At 74.6% G+C, this 15,034-nt stretch carries 14 protein-coding genes and 2 tRNA genes; 8 read left to right on the top strand and 8 right to left on the bottom strand.

Going from position 1 to position 15,034, the window contains the following annotated elements; genetic code table 11:
* Positions 1–75: 75 nt before the first annotated feature.
* The 5 genes from ABRQ22_RS21305 to ABRQ22_RS21285 form a co-directional block, all read right to left on the bottom strand.
* The gene (locus ABRQ22_RS21305; RefSeq protein WP_353708095.1) at positions 76–792 is read right to left on the bottom strand and encodes an ATP-dependent Clp protease proteolytic subunit; all 717 of its coding nucleotides are present in this window, start codon (positions 790–792) and stop codon (positions 76–78) included.
* Positions 793–829: 37 nt separating this feature from the next.
* Complete coding sequence (locus ABRQ22_RS21300) at positions 830–1,477, bottom strand: ATP-dependent Clp protease proteolytic subunit (protein ID WP_087471688.1); 648 nt, start codon at positions 1,475–1,477, stop codon at positions 830–832.
* A 257-nt stretch (positions 1,478–1,734) separates the two neighbouring features.
* Complete coding sequence (gene tig / locus ABRQ22_RS21295) at positions 1,735–3,144, bottom strand: trigger factor (RefSeq protein ID WP_353708094.1); 1,410 nt, start codon at positions 3,142–3,144, stop codon at positions 1,735–1,737.
* Between the two features lie 109 nt (positions 3,145–3,253).
* A complete protein-coding gene (locus ABRQ22_RS21290; RefSeq protein ID WP_353708093.1) occupies positions 3,254–4,210 on the bottom strand; it encodes a DMT family transporter in 957 nt (318 codons plus the stop codon).
* Between the two features lie 85 nt (positions 4,211–4,295).
* Positions 4,296–4,369 (bottom strand) — tRNA-Pro (locus ABRQ22_RS21285).
* Positions 4,370–4,562: 193 nt separating this feature from the next.
* Between ABRQ22_RS21285 and ABRQ22_RS21280 the strand changes: the two genes are divergently transcribed.
* The 6 genes from ABRQ22_RS21280 to ABRQ22_RS21255 all read left to right on the top strand — a co-directional run bounded on the left by ABRQ22_RS21280 (position 4,563) and on the right by ABRQ22_RS21255 (position 9,491).
* Positions 4,563–4,633: transfer RNA gene (locus ABRQ22_RS21280), tRNA-Gly, on the top strand.
* Between the two features lie 522 nt (positions 4,634–5,155).
* The gene (gene cysK / locus ABRQ22_RS21275) at positions 5,156–6,091 is read left to right on the top strand and encodes a cysteine synthase A (RefSeq protein ID WP_087471685.1); all 936 of its coding nucleotides are present in this window, start codon (positions 5,156–5,158) and stop codon (positions 6,089–6,091) included.
* Between the two features lies 1 nt (position 6,092).
* Positions 6,093–6,722 carry a serine O-acetyltransferase EpsC gene (epsC, locus tag ABRQ22_RS21270; RefSeq protein WP_253051227.1) on the top strand — a complete coding sequence of 210 codons (630 nt, stop codon included), beginning with the start codon at positions 6,093–6,095 and terminating at the stop codon, positions 6,720–6,722.
* Between the two features lie 92 nt (positions 6,723–6,814).
* A complete protein-coding gene (locus ABRQ22_RS21265) occupies positions 6,815–7,168 on the top strand; it encodes a GntR family transcriptional regulator (RefSeq protein WP_253051226.1) in 354 nt (117 codons plus the stop codon).
* A complete protein-coding gene (locus ABRQ22_RS21260; RefSeq protein ID WP_353708092.1) occupies positions 7,165–8,181 on the top strand; it encodes a DUF1648 domain-containing protein in 1,017 nt (338 codons plus the stop codon). The genes ABRQ22_RS21265 and ABRQ22_RS21260 overlap by 4 nt, the downstream gene beginning before the upstream one ends.
* A gap of 260 nt (positions 8,182–8,441) precedes the next feature.
* On the top strand, positions 8,442–9,491 hold the full coding sequence (locus ABRQ22_RS21255) for an LLM class F420-dependent oxidoreductase (RefSeq protein ID WP_253051224.1): 1,050 nt from the start codon (positions 8,442–8,444) through the stop codon (positions 9,489–9,491).
* Between the two features lie 50 nt (positions 9,492–9,541).
* On the opposite strand, the gene ABRQ22_RS21250 is transcribed toward ABRQ22_RS21255, so the two are convergent.
* Complete coding sequence (locus tag ABRQ22_RS21250) at positions 9,542–9,970, bottom strand: MGMT family protein (protein WP_290444928.1); 429 nt, start codon at positions 9,968–9,970, stop codon at positions 9,542–9,544.
* Positions 9,971–10,036: 66 nt separating this feature from the next.
* On the opposite strand from ABRQ22_RS21250, the gene ABRQ22_RS21245 reads away from it, so the two are divergent.
* The gene (locus ABRQ22_RS21245) at positions 10,037–11,377 is read left to right on the top strand and encodes a GNAT family N-acetyltransferase (RefSeq protein WP_253051223.1); all 1,341 of its coding nucleotides are present in this window, start codon (positions 10,037–10,039) and stop codon (positions 11,375–11,377) included.
* A gap of 3 nt (positions 11,378–11,380) precedes the next feature.
* On the opposite strand, the gene ABRQ22_RS21240 is transcribed toward ABRQ22_RS21245, so the two are convergent.
* Together ABRQ22_RS21240 and ABRQ22_RS21235 are read right to left on the bottom strand one after the other, a co-directional pair.
* Complete coding sequence (locus ABRQ22_RS21240; RefSeq protein ID WP_353708091.1) at positions 11,381–12,418, bottom strand: zinc finger domain-containing protein; 1,038 nt, start codon at positions 12,416–12,418, stop codon at positions 11,381–11,383.
* A 1-nt stretch (position 12,419) separates the two neighbouring features.
* A complete protein-coding gene (locus ABRQ22_RS21235; protein WP_087471678.1) occupies positions 12,420–12,881 on the bottom strand; it encodes a ribose-5-phosphate isomerase in 462 nt (153 codons plus the stop codon).
* Between the two features lie 60 nt (positions 12,882–12,941).
* Here ABRQ22_RS21235 and ABRQ22_RS21230 point away from each other — a divergent pair, with 60 nt between their 5' ends.
* Positions 12,942–14,996, top strand: a complete 2,055-nt coding sequence (locus ABRQ22_RS21230; RefSeq protein WP_353708090.1) for a M13 family metallopeptidase — start codon at positions 12,942–12,944, stop codon at positions 14,994–14,996.
* Positions 14,997–15,034 lie beyond the last annotated feature (38 nt).

Here is a 15,034-nt window from a genome sequence, read left to right as displayed (position 1 = left end):
TGCAACGTGTCGCGCCGCCGCCCCGGGCGGGGGACGGCGGCGCGGCGTGAGGGTCGAGCGGTCCGGGCGGTCAGGTCAGGGCTTGTTGACCGCGACGGCCTTGCGGCTCTCGAGGACCTGGTCCACGAGGCCGTACTCCTTCGCCTGCTCGGCGGTGAGGATCTTGTCGCGCTCGATGTCCTGACGGACCTGCTCGACCGACTTGCCCGAGTGCAGGGCCAGCGTGTCCTCGAGCCACTCGCGCATGCGGATGAGCTCGTTCGCGTGGATCTCGATGTCGGACGCCTGCGCGTAGCCGCCGCCCTCCATCGCGGGCTGGTGGATGAGCACGCGCGCGTTCGGCAGCGCGAGGCGCTTGCCCGGCTGGCCGGCGGCGAGCAGGACCGCTGCGGCCGACGCCGCCTGGCCCAGGCAGACCGTCTGGATCTGCGGCTTGATGTACTGCATCGTGTCGTAGAGCGCGGTCATCGCGGTGAACGACCCGCCCGGCGAGTTGATGTAGAGGATGATGTCGCGGTCGGGGTCCTGGCTCTCGAGCACGAGGAGCTGGGCCATGACGTCGTCGGCGGACGCGTCATCGACCTGGACGCCCAGGAAGATGATGCGGTCCTCGAACAGCTTGGTGTAGGGGTCCTGCCGCTTGAAGCCGTACGCGGTGCGCTCCTCGAACTGCGGGAGGACGTACCGCGCCGACGGCGCGCCGCCCGGCAGGGCGATGCCGCCGGGGCGCGCGCCCGCGCCGGCGAGGCGCTGCGCGGTGGACAGGTACTGGGACTCGGCGCTGAAGCTCACGGGTTCTCCTCGGTGAAGTCTGGTGTCCGGTGCGGGGTCAGGAACCCGTGGTGCCGCCGCCGCCGGTCACGGACGACGCGTTGGTGACGACGTGGTCGATGAAGCCGTACTCCAGCGCCTCCTCGGCCGTGAACCAGCTGTCGCGGTCGTTGTCCTTGAGGATCTGCTCGAGCGGCTTGCCCGTCTGCTCGGCCGTCAGCTCGGAGAGCACCTGCTTCATGTGCATGATGAGCTGCGCGTTGATGCGCACGTCGGTCGCGGTGCCGCCGATGCCGCCCGAGGGCTGGTGCATCATGACGCGCGCGTGCGGCGTCGCGTACCGCTTGCCCTTGGTGCCGGACGAGAGCAGGAACTGGCCCATCGAGGCCGCCATGCCCATCGCGATCGTCGCGACGTCGGGCTGGATGTACTGCATGGTGTCGTAGATCGCCATGCCGGCCGTGATCGACCCGCCGGGCGAGTTGATGTAGAGCCAGATGTCCTTCTCCGGGTCCTCCGCGGCGAGCAGCATCATCTGGGCGCAGATGGCGTTCGCGTTCTCGTCGCGCACCTCCGAGCCGAGCCAGATGATGCGCTCCTTGAGGAGCCGGTTGTAGATGGAGTCGTTGAGTCCGAAGCCCGGACCCTCGGCGCGGTTGACCGGGGCCGTCGCGTCGGACGGCAGGTACAGCTCGTTCACTTCCATCTCCTTCGTCGCTCCCGCGGGTCGCCCCCGCCTGCGCTGCCCTGGCCGGCGCCGGGAGCGTGTCCCGGTCCGGCCGTGCTGCAGTGACCCTAACGCGGTCGGTGCCCGGCGTTCGTCCCGACAGCGCGCGTTTTCGCTGACGGCGCACCAGGTGGCCGACGCGCGCCGGCACGGCACGGGCACGACGACGGCCCGCCCCTCGCGCGGAGGGTGCGGGCCGTCGTGGGACCTGCTCCGGCCGACCGGCCGGCGACGTGTCAGGCCTTCGTCGCGTCCTTCTCGTCGTCCGCGACCGGCGCCTCGGCGGCGGCGTCGGCGGAGTCGTCGACGAGCGCCTCCTCGACGGGCTCGGCGGCGACGTCCTCGACCGACTCGTCCGCGGCGGCGTCCTCGTCGTCCGAGCCGATGAACTCGGTGAGGTCGACGACGGCGCCGGCCGAGTCCTTGACCTCGATCTGGCGCAGCGCGACGGCGAGCGACTTGGAGCGCGCGACCTCGCCGACCATCGCGGGGATCTGCCCGCCCTGGTCGAGCGACTGGATGAACTGGTTCGGGTCCATCCCGTACTGGCGCGACGCGCTCACGAGGTACTCGAGGAGCTCGTTCTGCGCGACCTTGATCTCGAGCTGCTCGGCGAGGGTGTCGAGCAGGATCTGGTTGCGGATGGCGTCGGTCGCCTCGACGGTGACCTCGGCGCGGTGCGTCTCGTCCTCCAGCCGGCCCTCGGACTCGAGGTGGCGGTGCACCTCGGCCTCGACGACGCCCGACGGCACGGGGATCTCGACGGCGTCGTTGAGCGCCTTGAGGAGCTCGTCACGGGCGGCGACGGCCTGGTTCGAGGTCTTGATGCTCGCGACCTGCTCGCGCAGGTCCGCGGTGAGCTCCTCGAGCGTGTCGAACTCGGACGCGAGCTGGGCGAAGTCGTCGTCCGCCTCGGGCAGGTCGCGCTGCTTGACCGAGGTGGCCGTGACGGTGACCGACGCCTCCTTGCCCTCGTGCTCGCCACCGGCCAGGGGCGCGGTGAACGTGGTCGTCTCGTCGGCCGAGAGGCCGGTGAGCGCCTCGTCCAGACCCTCGAGCATGTTGCCCGAGCCGATCTGGTAGCTGACGCCGGAGACGGAGTCGACCTCCTCGCCGTCGATCTCGGCCTTGAGGTCGAGCACGACGAAGTCGCCCTCGGCCGCGGGGCGGTCGACGCCGACGAGGGTGCCGAAGCGCTCGCGGAGCGCGTCGAGGCGCTCGGTGACGTCCTCGTCCGTGACCTCGGCGGGCTCCACCGTGATGGCGAGCGAGTCGAGGGCGGGCAGCGTGATCTCGGGGCGCACCTCGACCTCGGCGGTGAAGACCAGCTGGCCCTCGCCGGCCTTCGCCGGGATCTCGGTGACCTCGACCTCGGGCTGGCCGAGCGGGCGCAGGCTCTCCTCGCTGGCGGCCTGGCGGTAGAAGCCCGAGAGGCCGTCGTTGACGGCGTGCTCGATGACGGCGCCCCAGCCGACGCGCTGGTCGATCACGCGCGGCGGGACCTTGCCCTTGCGGAAGCCGGGGATGTTCACCTGCTCCGCGATGTGCTTGTAGGCGTGCTCGATGCTCGGCTTGAGCTCGTCGTACTCCACCTCGACGGTCAGCTTGACCTTGGTGGGGTCCAGGGTCTCGACGGCGCTCTTCACTTCGATGGTCTCCAACTGATCGGGGCGGGCCGGCGTGCGGCCGGGGACGGCTCCGCACGCGGACGTACGGGCAACCGTCCTATCGTACGCGAGCGGTCAAGCGTCGTGGTCAGGCCGATGAGCGAGCGCCCGGGCGACGCTGGACCACCAGCAGGACCGCGAGCCCGACGACGGCGGTCGCGACGACGGTCTGCCACCGCAGCCCGACGACGCCGAGCACGTCGAGCAGCACGGCCATGACCATCTGGCCGCCGACGACCGTCAGCGTGAGGACGAACGTGCCGAGGTGGCGCACCGCGTACGCGGCCGCCACGGTGACGAGCGTCCCCAACGGGCCGCCGAGGTAGAGCCACCACCGCCCGGGGAGCGCGACGCCGTCGAGCCCGCCGAGGACGGCGGCCAGCGCGCAGACGACGGAGATGCCCACGAGCCCGCCCGTGACCGAGGTGAGCGTCGCGACGACCGGGTCGCCGGTGAGCTGCGCGACCCGGCCGTTCCCGGCCTGCTGCCCGCACAGGACCGCGCCGCCGACGAAGAGCGCGACCCCAGCGAGGACGGCGCCCCACCCCGCGTCGGTCGTCGCGCCGCCGAGCACCGCGACACCCAGACCCACGAGCGCCGCGACGCCGGCGGCGGCCCGGCGCGGCGTGAGCCGCAGCGGCGCGGGGAGGCCGACGCCGCGCGCGTCGAGCGCGAGACCGGCGACCGTCTGGCCCGCGACCGAGCACACCGACGCGACGGCGACGCCGACGAGCGGGACCCCGGCGGCCATGGCGACGACGATCGGGACGCTGCACAGCCCGACCGCGAACCACCACCAGGACGCGGAGGCGCGCAGGACGTCGAGCGTGGACCGGGCGCGCCGGCGGACGAGCACGACGAGCACGGTCGCGAGGAGGGTCCCGACGTAGGAGAGCCAGGCGGCGACGACGGGGCCGGTCCCCGCCGCGGCGAGGTCGCCGTTGAGGCGCCCCTGGAGCGACAGCACGGCGCCGCTGCCCGCGGCGACCAGCGCCGCGAGGGTGACGCGGGTCGCGGGTCCGGCCGCGGGCGTGGACAAGGTCACGGGCACCTCTCGAGGACGAGGCCGTCGACGCGGCCCGGACGTCGTCGACGCCCCACGACGCCCCCGGAGGGGCGCCGCGCGAAGGTCGGGGTGACAGGATTTGAACCTGCGACCTTCCGCTCCCAAAGCGGACGCGCTACCAACCTGCGCCACACCCCGTCGCCCGCTGCGGCGGCGGGCCAGGGCAAGTGTACTGGCGGGAGCGGGTCGTCCTCGTCGGCGCGCGACCGCTTCCGCAGGTGGGCGGCACGTCCGCGCCACCGACGTTTGCTAAGGTTGCGGCCGCAGGTCGGCGCCGCGCCGGCCCTCGCTCCTCCTGCCGAGGAGCCCGGGCCGCGGTTCCACGGCCCGCGCGGGCGTAGCTCAATGGTAGAGCCCCAGTCTTCCAAACTGGCTACGCGGGTTCGATTCCCGTCGCCCGCTCCGGACTGCTCGGGCTCCGTCCCGACCGTCGCTCCCGCACGTCACGACGGGCGTCCCGCCAGGCCGGCGGGGCGCCCGTCGTCGTCTCGCCCGCACACGACCGTCCACGGGCCGGACGACCGTCTCGTGGACGGCGTTGCAGGGTCCCGACGCGGACCGATAGCCTCGGGGCACACGCGCTGCCCGCACGCCCGGACCGTCGGGCACCCGCGGCGCGACCGACCAGGAGGAGCGAGGAATGACCGCGACGATCGCGCGTCCCGCACCGCTGCACCGCGCCGTGTCGCGCGTCTCCTGTTGTCGCTGTCTCGGCTGTCGCTGACGACCCGCCGCCGACCCCGCGCAGCTCCGCGCCGCATCAGGCCGCCCCGTCCGCACGAGCCCACCCCCGCCGTCGCGCCCGTGCGCCCGCAGCGTCCCCGCGAGACGCTGGGCATCCTGGTCACGGACCGCGTCGGCCCACGTCCCCTGATCGGTACCCCCACCCCGGCTCACCCCGAGCCGTCGACAGAAGAGGAAGACATGGCACGCATCTACGACGACGCCACGAAGCTCATCGGCAACACGCCCCTCGTGCGCCTGAACCGGCTCACCGAGGGCCTCGAGGCCACGGTCGTCGCGAAGCTCGAGTTCTACAACCCGGCGAACTCGGTCAAGGACCGCATCGGCGTCTCGATCATCGATGCCGCCGAGGCGTCGGGCGAGCTCCAGCCGGGTGGGACGATCGTCGAGGGCACGTCGGGCAACACCGGCATCGCGCTGGCGTGGGTCGGCGCGGCCCGCGGCTACAACGTCGTGCTCGCCATGCCGGAGACCATGTCGAAGGAGCGCCGCGCGCTCCTGCGCGCCTACGGCGCCGAGCTCGTCCTCACCCCGGGCTCGGAGGGCATGAAGGGGGCCGTCGCGGCCGCCGAGCGGATCGCCGCGGAGCGCCCGGGCGCCATCCTGGCGCGCCAGTTCGCCAACCCGGCGAACGTGGACGTCCACCGCCGCACGACCGCCGAGGAGATCTGGGCCGACACGGACGGCGAGGTCGACATCGTCGTGTCCGGCATCGGCACCGGCGGCACGATCTCCGGCGTCGGGCAGGTGCTCAAGGAGCGCAAGCCCGAGGTGAGGATCGTCGCGGTCGAGCCGGCCGAGTCCCCCATCCTCAACGGCGGCCAGCCCGGGCCGCACAAGATCCAGGGTCTCGGTGCGAACTTCGTGCCCGACATCCTGGACCGCGAGGTCTACGACGAGGTCATCGACATCGACGCCGAGACCGCGGTCGCGACCGCGCGCGCCGCGGCCAAGGAGGAGGGCCTCCTCGTGGGCATCTCGTCGGGTGCGGCCATCGAGGCCGCGATCCAGCTCGCCAAGCGCCCCGAGAACAAGGGCAAGCTCATCGTCACTGTCGTGCCGGACTTCGGCGAGCGCTACCTCTCGACGATCCTGTACTCCGACCTGCTGGACTGACGTGACCGACCCTCGACCCCACCACCGCGCGGTCGGCTACCGGCTGCGCCGGTTCGCGCGCGTGCTCGGCGAGGACCTCGAGGCGGCCCGACGGCGGGACCCCGCCGCCCGCAGCCGCCTCGAGGTCGCGCTGGCGTACCCGGGCGTGCACGCCGTGTGGGCCTACCGGCTCGCGCACCGCATGTGGCGCGAGCCCCTGCTGCGCCTGCCGGCGCGTCTCGTGTCGCAGGTGGCGCGCGCGCTGACCGGTGTGGAGATCCATCCCGGCGCGCGCATCGGCCGACGCCTGTTCATCGACCACGGCATGGGGGTCGTCGTGGGCGAGACGGCCGTCGTCGGCGACGACGTCGTGCTCTTCCACACGTCGACGCTCGGCGGGCGGTCGATGAAGCGCGGCAAGCGGCACCCGACGCTCGGGGACCGCGTCGTCGTCGGGGCGGGGGCGAAGATCCTCGGGCCGGTGTGGGTCGGCGACGACGTGCAGGTGGGGGCCAACGCCGTCGTCGTCAAGGACGTGCCGGCCGGCGCGGTCGCGGTCGGGGTCCCGGCGACGGTCCGGATGCCCGCGGGCGCGCCCGCGGCGCGGGACGCCGTCGAGGACCCGTCGCTCCTCATCGAGTACGTCATCTGAGCGCACGGGCACGGGGCCGCCGTCGGGCACGACGGCGGCCCTCTCGTCGGACCATATTGTTCTAGTTTCGCTAGAACAACTAGACTGGGCTCGTGATGTTCCGCATCGACCCGCAGGCCGACGAGCCGCTGTTCGCGCAGCTCGTCGCCCAGGTGCGCCTCGGCGTCGTCCAGGGGCGGCTCGCCCCGGGCGAGCGGCTCCCCGCGGCCCGCGAGCTCGCGGAGGCGCTGGACGTCAACGTGCACACCGTGCTGCGCGCCTACCAGGAGCTGCGCGACGAGGGCCTCGTCGACCTCCGCCGCGGGCGCGGCGCCGTCGTCAACGCGCCGCCCGCCGTCGACCTCGCGTCGCTGCGGTCGGCGGTGGACCGCGTCGCGGCCGAGGCCCGCGCGCTCGCCCTGCCGCCCGAGACCGTCCTGACCCTCGTGAAGGAGGCCCTCCGATGACCCGAGCCGCCCCGCGCCGCTCCCCCGGACGACCGACCGAGGACGGTCGCCCGCGCCCGGACGACCACCGTGCCCTCGCGCTCCTCGTCGGCGCCGCGGGGGCGGTCGTCACCGTGGTCGCGGCGATCGTCGCGTTGAGCTGGTCGGCGGACCTCCCGGACCCCGTGGCGATCCACTGGGGCACGAGCGGCGCCGACGGCTTCGCGTCGCTCGGTGCGGCCGTCGCGGGGAGCGCGGCCCTGGGACTCGTCGCCTCCGCGGGGTTCGCCGCGATGACGGCGTTCCTCGGGCGGTCGGCCGCGAACCGGCGGGTCGCCGCGGGAGTCACCGTCGGGCTGCCGGTCATGCTCGCGGCCCTCAGCCTCGGGTCGCTCTGGATCCAGCGCGGCCTCGCCGACGCGCGCGACGTCGGCGGCCTGGGCCCCGTCACGGCGATCGCGCTGGGCGTCGGGCTCCTCGTGGGCGTCGCGGTCGGGGCGCTGGTGCCGGGCGACCGCCCGGCCCCGACCGACGCCGGGGTCCCCGCCGACGCGCCCCGGGTCGCGCTCCGACCGGGCGAGCGGGCCGCGTGGGTCGGGCGCGTGAGCGGTGGGCCGACGGTGCTCGTCGCGATGGGCGCGATCGTCCTCACCACGGTCCTGGCGCTCGTCCTGCGCGAGTGGGCGCTCCTCCTCGTGCCGGTCGTCCTGGGGCTGCTGCTCGCCGCGATGATGTCGTGGGTCGTGCGCGTGGACGAGGGCGGGCTGTCGGTCCGGTCGACCCTGGGGTTCCCTCGCACGCGCGTCCCCGCGGACGAGGTCGTGCGGGCCGACGTCGTCGACGTCTCTCCGCTGCGCGACTTCGGCGGCTGGGGCTGGCGCGCCGGCCGGGGCGGCGCGGTCGGCGTCGTCGTCCGGGCCGGCGAGTCGCTGCGCGTCGAGCGCACGGGAGGCCGCGCGCTCGTCGTCACGGTCGACGACGCCGGGACCGCGGCGGCACTCCTCAACACCCTCGCCGACCGAGCGCGCCGCTGACCCTCGGCCCCGACGTGCCGCGCTGTCGTGCCGCGGCCCGGCCGACCGGTGCGGCCGCGACCGGGGCGCACCCGCGCCCGGCGGCGGATCGGCTACTCTGGAGCCGGGCGGTACCCGAGACTCCGCGTACCGGATACCCCTGCCCGGCACGCGACCGGGTACCGCCCGCGTCCCGTCCCCGCGCTCGACGCCCCGGCACGCCGCCGGTGCCCGGTACGCGGGCGCACCCGTACGACGACCCTCGACGAGGAGGAGCCCGCATGCGTCTCGGCATCCACACCGGCTACTGGTCGGCCGGTCCCCCGGACGGCATCCAGGACGCGATCGTCGCGGCGGACCGCCTGGGGGTCGACTCGGTGTGGACGGCGGAGGCCTACGGCTCCGACGCCTTCACGCCGCTCGCGTGGTGGGGCTCGCGCACCTCCCGGATCCGGCTGGGGACCGCCGTCGCGCAGCTCTCCGCCCGCACCCCGACGGCCACCGCGATGGCCGCCCTGACGATGGACCACCTCTCCGGTGGCCGGTTCGTCCTCGGGCTCGGCGTCTCGGGCCCGCAGGTCGTGGAGGGCTGGTACGGGCAGCCGTACGCCCGCCCGCTCGCCCGCACGCGCGAGTACGTGCAGGTCGTGCGCGACGTGCTGCGCCGCGAGGCACCCGTGACGTCGTCCGGACCGCACTACCCGCTCCCCCTGCCCGAGGGCGCGGGCACGGGACTCGGCAAGCCCTTGCGCTCGACCGTGCACCCGCTGCGCGCGGACCTCCCGATCCACCTCGCCGCGGAGGGCCCCAAGAACGTCGCGCTCGCGGCCGAGATCGCCGACGGGTGGCTCCCGCTCTTCTACTCGCCCCGCATGGACGCGACGTTCCGCGAGCTCCTCGCCGACGGCTTCGCGCGCCGCGCCCCCGAGCGCTCCCCCGAGGCCGCGTTCGAGGTGAGCGCGACGGTGCCCGTCGTCGTGCGCGAGCACGTCGAGCAGGCCGCGGACCAGGTGCGCCCGTTCCTCGCGCTCTACGTGGGCGGCATGGGCGCCAAGGGCGCGAACTTCCACCGCGACGCGCTCGACCGCCTCGGGTACGCCGAGGCGTGCGACGAGATCCAGGCGCACTACCTCGCCGGGCGCAAGGACCTCGCGGCTGCCGCCGTCCCGACGGCGATGGTCGAGGACGTCGCGCTCGTCGGCCCGCCGGAGAAGATCGCCCGGGACCTCGCCGCGTGGCGCGAGACCGCGGTCACGACGCTCCTCGTCCAGGGTGACGCGACGGCCGTGCAGACGCTCGCCCCGCTCCTCGCGGCCCCACCCCGGCGATGAGTGCGGGGCATCTGTCGTCCCTCGGAGCCTCGACGACAGATACCCAGCGCTCAACGGCCGGGGGTGTCGTCCTCGGGGAACCAGACCGCGCGGCGCAGGTCGACGCGGCGACCGTCGCGCGACAGCGGGCACCCCTCGGCGCGCAGCTCCGTGAGCGCCGCGTCGAGGTGGTGCGCCGGCGGGGAGCCGGCCGCGTTGACGACGCGCCACCACGGGACCGGTGCGCCGTCGTCGTCCACGCCGGACGATCCCGCGAGGACCTGCCCGACCTGGCGCGGGCCACCGCGGTGCAGCGCCTCGGCGACGATCTCCGCGACGAGCCCGTACGTCATGGCACGCGCCGGCGGGATGCGCCGGACGAGCGCGAGCACGGCGCCCGCGTACTCGGCCGCGAGCGCCGTGCGGTCGGTCTCCGTGCCCGCGCCGGCGGTGCGCCCCGTCGTCCGGCCGTGCGTGCGTCCCGCCTCGAGCCCTGCCATGGTCCCCGACCCTAGCCGCCGCATTTGTCCTGGCGCGACGCGTGCCGAGACAGGAGGATCGAGGCCATGAGCGACCACCGCCCCGCACGCCTCCCCGACGGCTACGAGCTCGTCCCTCTCTCCGCGTCCGACCTGCGCGACGTGCTGGAGCTGGACACGACGACGTTCCCGTCCCCGGTCGAGGTCGACGAGCTCGTCGACCTCCCGTTCCCGCTCACGTGGGAGCGCACGCTCGGCGTGACGGTCGAGCACGAGGTCGACGACGCGCCGCCCGTCGACGGCGCGCGCCCCGTGCGCCGCGACCTCGTCGCGATGCACGCGTCGTACCCGTTCGCGCGGTTCCCGGTGCCGGGGGCGACCGCACCGGTCGCGGGACTGACGTGGGTGGGGGTCCACCCCGCGCACCGCCGCCGCGGGATCCTCAGCGCGATGATCGACACGCACCTCGCGCGGTGCCGCGAGCGCGGCGAGCCCCTCTCGGCGCTCTTCGCCGCGGAGGCGGCGATCTACGGGCGCTTCGGCTACGGAAAGGCCGCGGACGACGTCCGGCTCACCGTCCCGCGCGGGGTCGCGCTGCGCGACGTCCCCGGCGCCGACCGCCACACCGTGCGCATCGAGCGCGCCGACCGGTCGCGGCACGAGGAGCTCGTCGCGACGCTCCACGAGCTCGCCGGCACGGACCCGACGGGCCAGGGCGCGGGGATCAACCGCCCGGGCTGGGCGACGCGCGAGACGCCCGAGCTCCAGGCCACGTTCTGGGACGACGCGAAGGTGTGGCGCAAGGACCGCGAGCCGACGCGGATCGCGATCGTCGAGCTCGACGGCGAGCCGCGCGGGTACGCGCGGTTCCACCGCAAGCTGTCCTGGGAGGTCACGGGCCCGCGCGGTCCGGTGAGCACGGGCGAGGTCGTCGCGCTGGACGCCGCGGCGGCGCGCGCGCTGTGGGGCGTGCTCACGGACCTCGACCTCACGCACGAGGTGACGCCCTTCATGCTGCCCGTGGACGACGTCGTGACGAGCCTCCTCGTGGACCCGCGCTCGGCGTCGCCGCGCCTCGCGGACAACCTCTGGGTGCGGGTGGTGGACGTGCCGGCCGCGCTCGCCGCGCGCCGCTACGCCGCGGACGTGGACCTGGTCGTGCACGTGACGGACGACCGCCTGCCGGACAACGCGGGCCGCTGGCGGCTGCGCGCGCCGGCGTTCGGCGACGCGGTGGCCGAGCGGACGGAGGACGCCGCGGACCTCTCGCTCGACGTGCGCGAGCTCGGCGCCGCCTACCTCGGCGGGACCTCGCTCGCGGCCCTCGCGGCGGCGGGGCTCGTCACCGAGCACTCCCCCGGCGCGCTCGCCCGCGCGAGCGCGGCGTTCGGCTGGCCGGTCGCCCCGGTGTGCAGCTGGGTCTTCTGAACGTCAGGCCTGGCAGGCGCCGCACCAGTAGAGGTTGCGGCCGGCGAGCTCCTTGAGCAGCACGGGCGTGCCGCACACGCGGCACGGCAGCCCGTCCCGGTGGTAGACGTAGAACGCGTCCTCCGCCGGGACGGCGTCGGGCGCCTCGTCGGTGTTCTGCCGGACGCGGCGGCGCCCGGGCGAGCCGTCGGCGCCGTCCGGCGGCTCGACGCCGGGGCCGTCGCGGTCCTCCGGCCGGGTCGTGACGATGGCGCCCGTCCGGGTGCCGTCGCGCAGGAGCACGACGAGGTCGTCCCACAGCGCGCGCAGGTCCTCGGCGGGCACGTCACGACCCGGCCGCATCGGGTCGAGCCGTGCGCGGAACAGCGACTCCGCACGGTAGATGTTGCCCACGCCGGCGACGACGTCCTGGTTCATGAGCAGCAGCCCGACGGCGCTGCGCGAGCGCCGCACCGCGGCCACGAACTCCTCGCGCGGGTCGCCCTCGGCGGGCGCGGCGTCGCGGATCGGGTCCGGACCGAGCCGGTCCTCGACGGCCCGCTTCTCCTCGCCCGTGATCACCTCGCACGCCGTCGGCCCGGTGAGGTCCGCGACGGCGTGCACGCCGACGAGCCGGACCCGCACGGCCCCGCGCGGCGGCGGGGGCGACCACAAGTCGTCGGGCCCGGCCGCGACGGCCGCACCCGGGCCTGCCGGGACGGTCTCGCGCTCGCCGATGCGGCGCCGCGGCGCCCCGATCGCGTGCACGACGGCCAAGCTGCCGTCGCCCGCGAACGTCCACGCCCCGTAGAGGCCGAGGTGGACGCGGAGCCAGCGCACGTCGTCGGGCCGGCCGGCGGTCCCGACCGCGGCGCGCGCCGGGTCGGCGAAGCCGAGGAAGAGCTGCTTGCCCCACGCCTCGCTCGCGACGAGCGCGTGCCCGTCGAGCACGGCCGCGCCCGCGGCGAACCGGCCCTGGGGGCTGCTCACGGCGAGCGTCTCGCCCGTGAAGAGCTCCCCGAACGCGCGCGCGAGCCGGTGGACGGTATGACCCTCCGGCACGTCAGGCGGAGGCGCCGCGCGTCGTCTCGTACGCCGCGAGCTGGTCGATCCGGCGCTGGTGGCGCGGGTCCCCGCTGAACGGCTCCGCGAGGAACGCGTCGACGAGCTCGACGGCCTCGTCGACCGAGTGCTGGCGAGCGCCCACCGCGACGACGTTCGCGTCGTTGTGCTGGCGGCCGAGGCGCGCGGTCTCGAGGTTCCACGCGAGCGCGGCGCGCACCCCGACGACCTTGTTCGCGGCGATCTGCTCGCCGTTGCCCGACCCGCCGATGACGACGCCGAGCGAGCCCGGCTCCGCGGCGACGGCCTCGCCCGCGGCGAAGCAGAAGGACGGGTAGTCGTCCTGCGCGTCGTACGTGTGGGCCCCGTGGTCGACGACGTCGTGCCCCGCGGCCTCGAGGTGCTCGACGAGATGGGTCTTGAGCTCGTAGCCCGCGTGGTCCGCGGCGATGTGAACGCGCATGGCCCCATCATGCCCCAGCGGGACCCCTGGACGTCGGGGGGAGGCCGTAGCCTGAGACGCATGACACAGACCTCCCCGACGTCCACGACCGCGTCCGCCTCCGGCACGTCCGCTGCGGCGCGCTCCGGCATCGACCTGGGCGCGCTGGACCCCGCCGTCCGACCGCAGGACGACCTGTACCGCCACGTCAACGGGCGCTGGCTCGCGACGCACGAGATCCCCGCCGACCGCGCCATGGACGGCGCGTTCCGCGCGCTGCACGACCAGGCCGAGGTCCACGTGCGCGAGATCATCACCGACCTCGGGGCGCAGGTGGCCTCGGGCGCGGCGGACGTCGGCGCGGACGCCGCGAAGGTCGGCGCGCTGTACGCGAGCTTCATGGACACCGACCGGATCGAGGCGCTCGGCACGACCCCGCTGCAGTCGGACCTCGCGCTCGTGGCGTCCGCGACGACGCAGGCGGAGCTCACCGGCGTGCTCGGCGCGCTCCAGCGCACCGGGGGCGCGGGCGCCGTCGGCTTCTGGGTGGACAACGACGCCAAGGACCCCGAGCGCTACGTCGCCTACCTCTACCAGTCCGGGCTCGGGCTGCCCGACGAGGCGTACTACCGGGAGGACCAGTACGCGCCGGTGCGCGAGAAGTACGTGCCGCACGTCGCACGCATGCTCGCCCTCGCGGGCGTCACCGCCGAGACCTGGGGCGCGACGCCCGAGGACGCCGCCGAGCGGGTCCTGGCGCTCGAGACGAGGCTGGCCGCGAAGCACTGGGACGTCGTCCGCGACCGCGACGCCGACCTCACCTACAACCCGCGGACGCTCGCGGCGCTCGTCGACGAGGCCCCCGGCTTCGACTGGCGTGCCTGGGTCCTCGCCCTCGGGGCGCCGGAGGGGTCGCTCGACGAGGTCGTCGTGCGCGAGCCGGACTTCGCGACCGGGTTCGCCGAGCTCTGGGCGAGCGAGCCGCTCGAGGACTGGAAGCTGTGGATGGTGTACCACCTGGTCACCGCCCGCGCGCCGTACCTCACCGACGAGCTCGTCGAGGCCAACTTCGACTTCTACGGCCGCACGCTCTCGGGGGCGCAGGAGGTGCGCGAGCGCTGGAAGCGCGGCGTCTCCGTCGTCGAGGGCGCGCTCGGCGAGGCCGTGGGCGCGCAGTACGTCGCCCGGCACTTCCCGCCCGCCCACAAGGCGCGCATGGAGGAGCTCGTCGCCTACCTCGTCGCCGCGTACCGCGAGTCCATCGCCACGCTCGACTGGATGACGGAGGAGACCAAGGAGAAGGCGCTCGCCAAGCTCGAGGCGTTCACGCCGAAGATCGGCTACCCCGTGAGGTGGCGCGACTACTCCGCGCTCGTCGTCGAGGCCGACGACCTCGTCGGCAACGTGCGTCGCGCCCACGCGTTCGAGCAGGACCGCGAGCTCGGCAAGATCGGCAGACCGCTGGACCGCGACGAGTGGTTCATGACCCCGCAGACCGTCAACGCGTACTACAACCCCGGCATGAACGAGATCGTCTTCCCCGCGGCGATCCTCCAGCCCCCGTTCTTCGACCCGGAGGCCGAGGACGCGGTGAACTACGGCGGGATCGGCGCGGTCATCGGCCACGAGATCGGCCACGGCTTCGACGACCAGGGCTCCAAGTACGACGGCGCCGGCCGCCTCGAGGACTGGTGGACGACGACGGACCGCGAGGAGTTCGAGAAGCGCACCAAGGCGCTCATCGCCCAGTACGACGCGTTCCGCCCCGCCCAGCTCGGCGAGGACGGGCCGCACGTCAACGGCGCGCTGACCATCGGCGAGAACATCGGCGACCTCGGAGGTCTGTCGATCGCGCTCAAGGCCTACCGGATCGCGCTCGGCCGGCCGCTCGAGGAGGCGCCCGTCGTCGACGGGCTCACGGGCATCGAGCGCGTGTTCCTCGGCTGGGCGCAGGTGTGGCAGTCCAAGGGCCGCGACGAGGAGGTCGTGCGGCGGATCGCGACCGACCCGCACTCCCCCAACGAGTTCCGCTGCAACGGCGTCGTCCGCAACGTCGACGAGTTCTACGCGGCCTACGACGTGCAGCCCGGTGACGCGCTGTACCTCGCTCCCGAGGAGCGCGTGCGCATCTGGTGACGCGACGACGCGAGGGGCCCGCGGCGGTCCGCCCGCCG

The sequence above is a fragment of the Cellulosimicrobium sp. ES-005 genome, from assembly GCF_040448685.1.
GTDB lineage: Bacteria > Actinomycetota > Actinomycetes > Actinomycetales > Cellulomonadaceae > Cellulosimicrobium > Cellulosimicrobium cellulans_G.
This window is presented reverse-complemented; position numbering and strand designations above follow the sequence as displayed.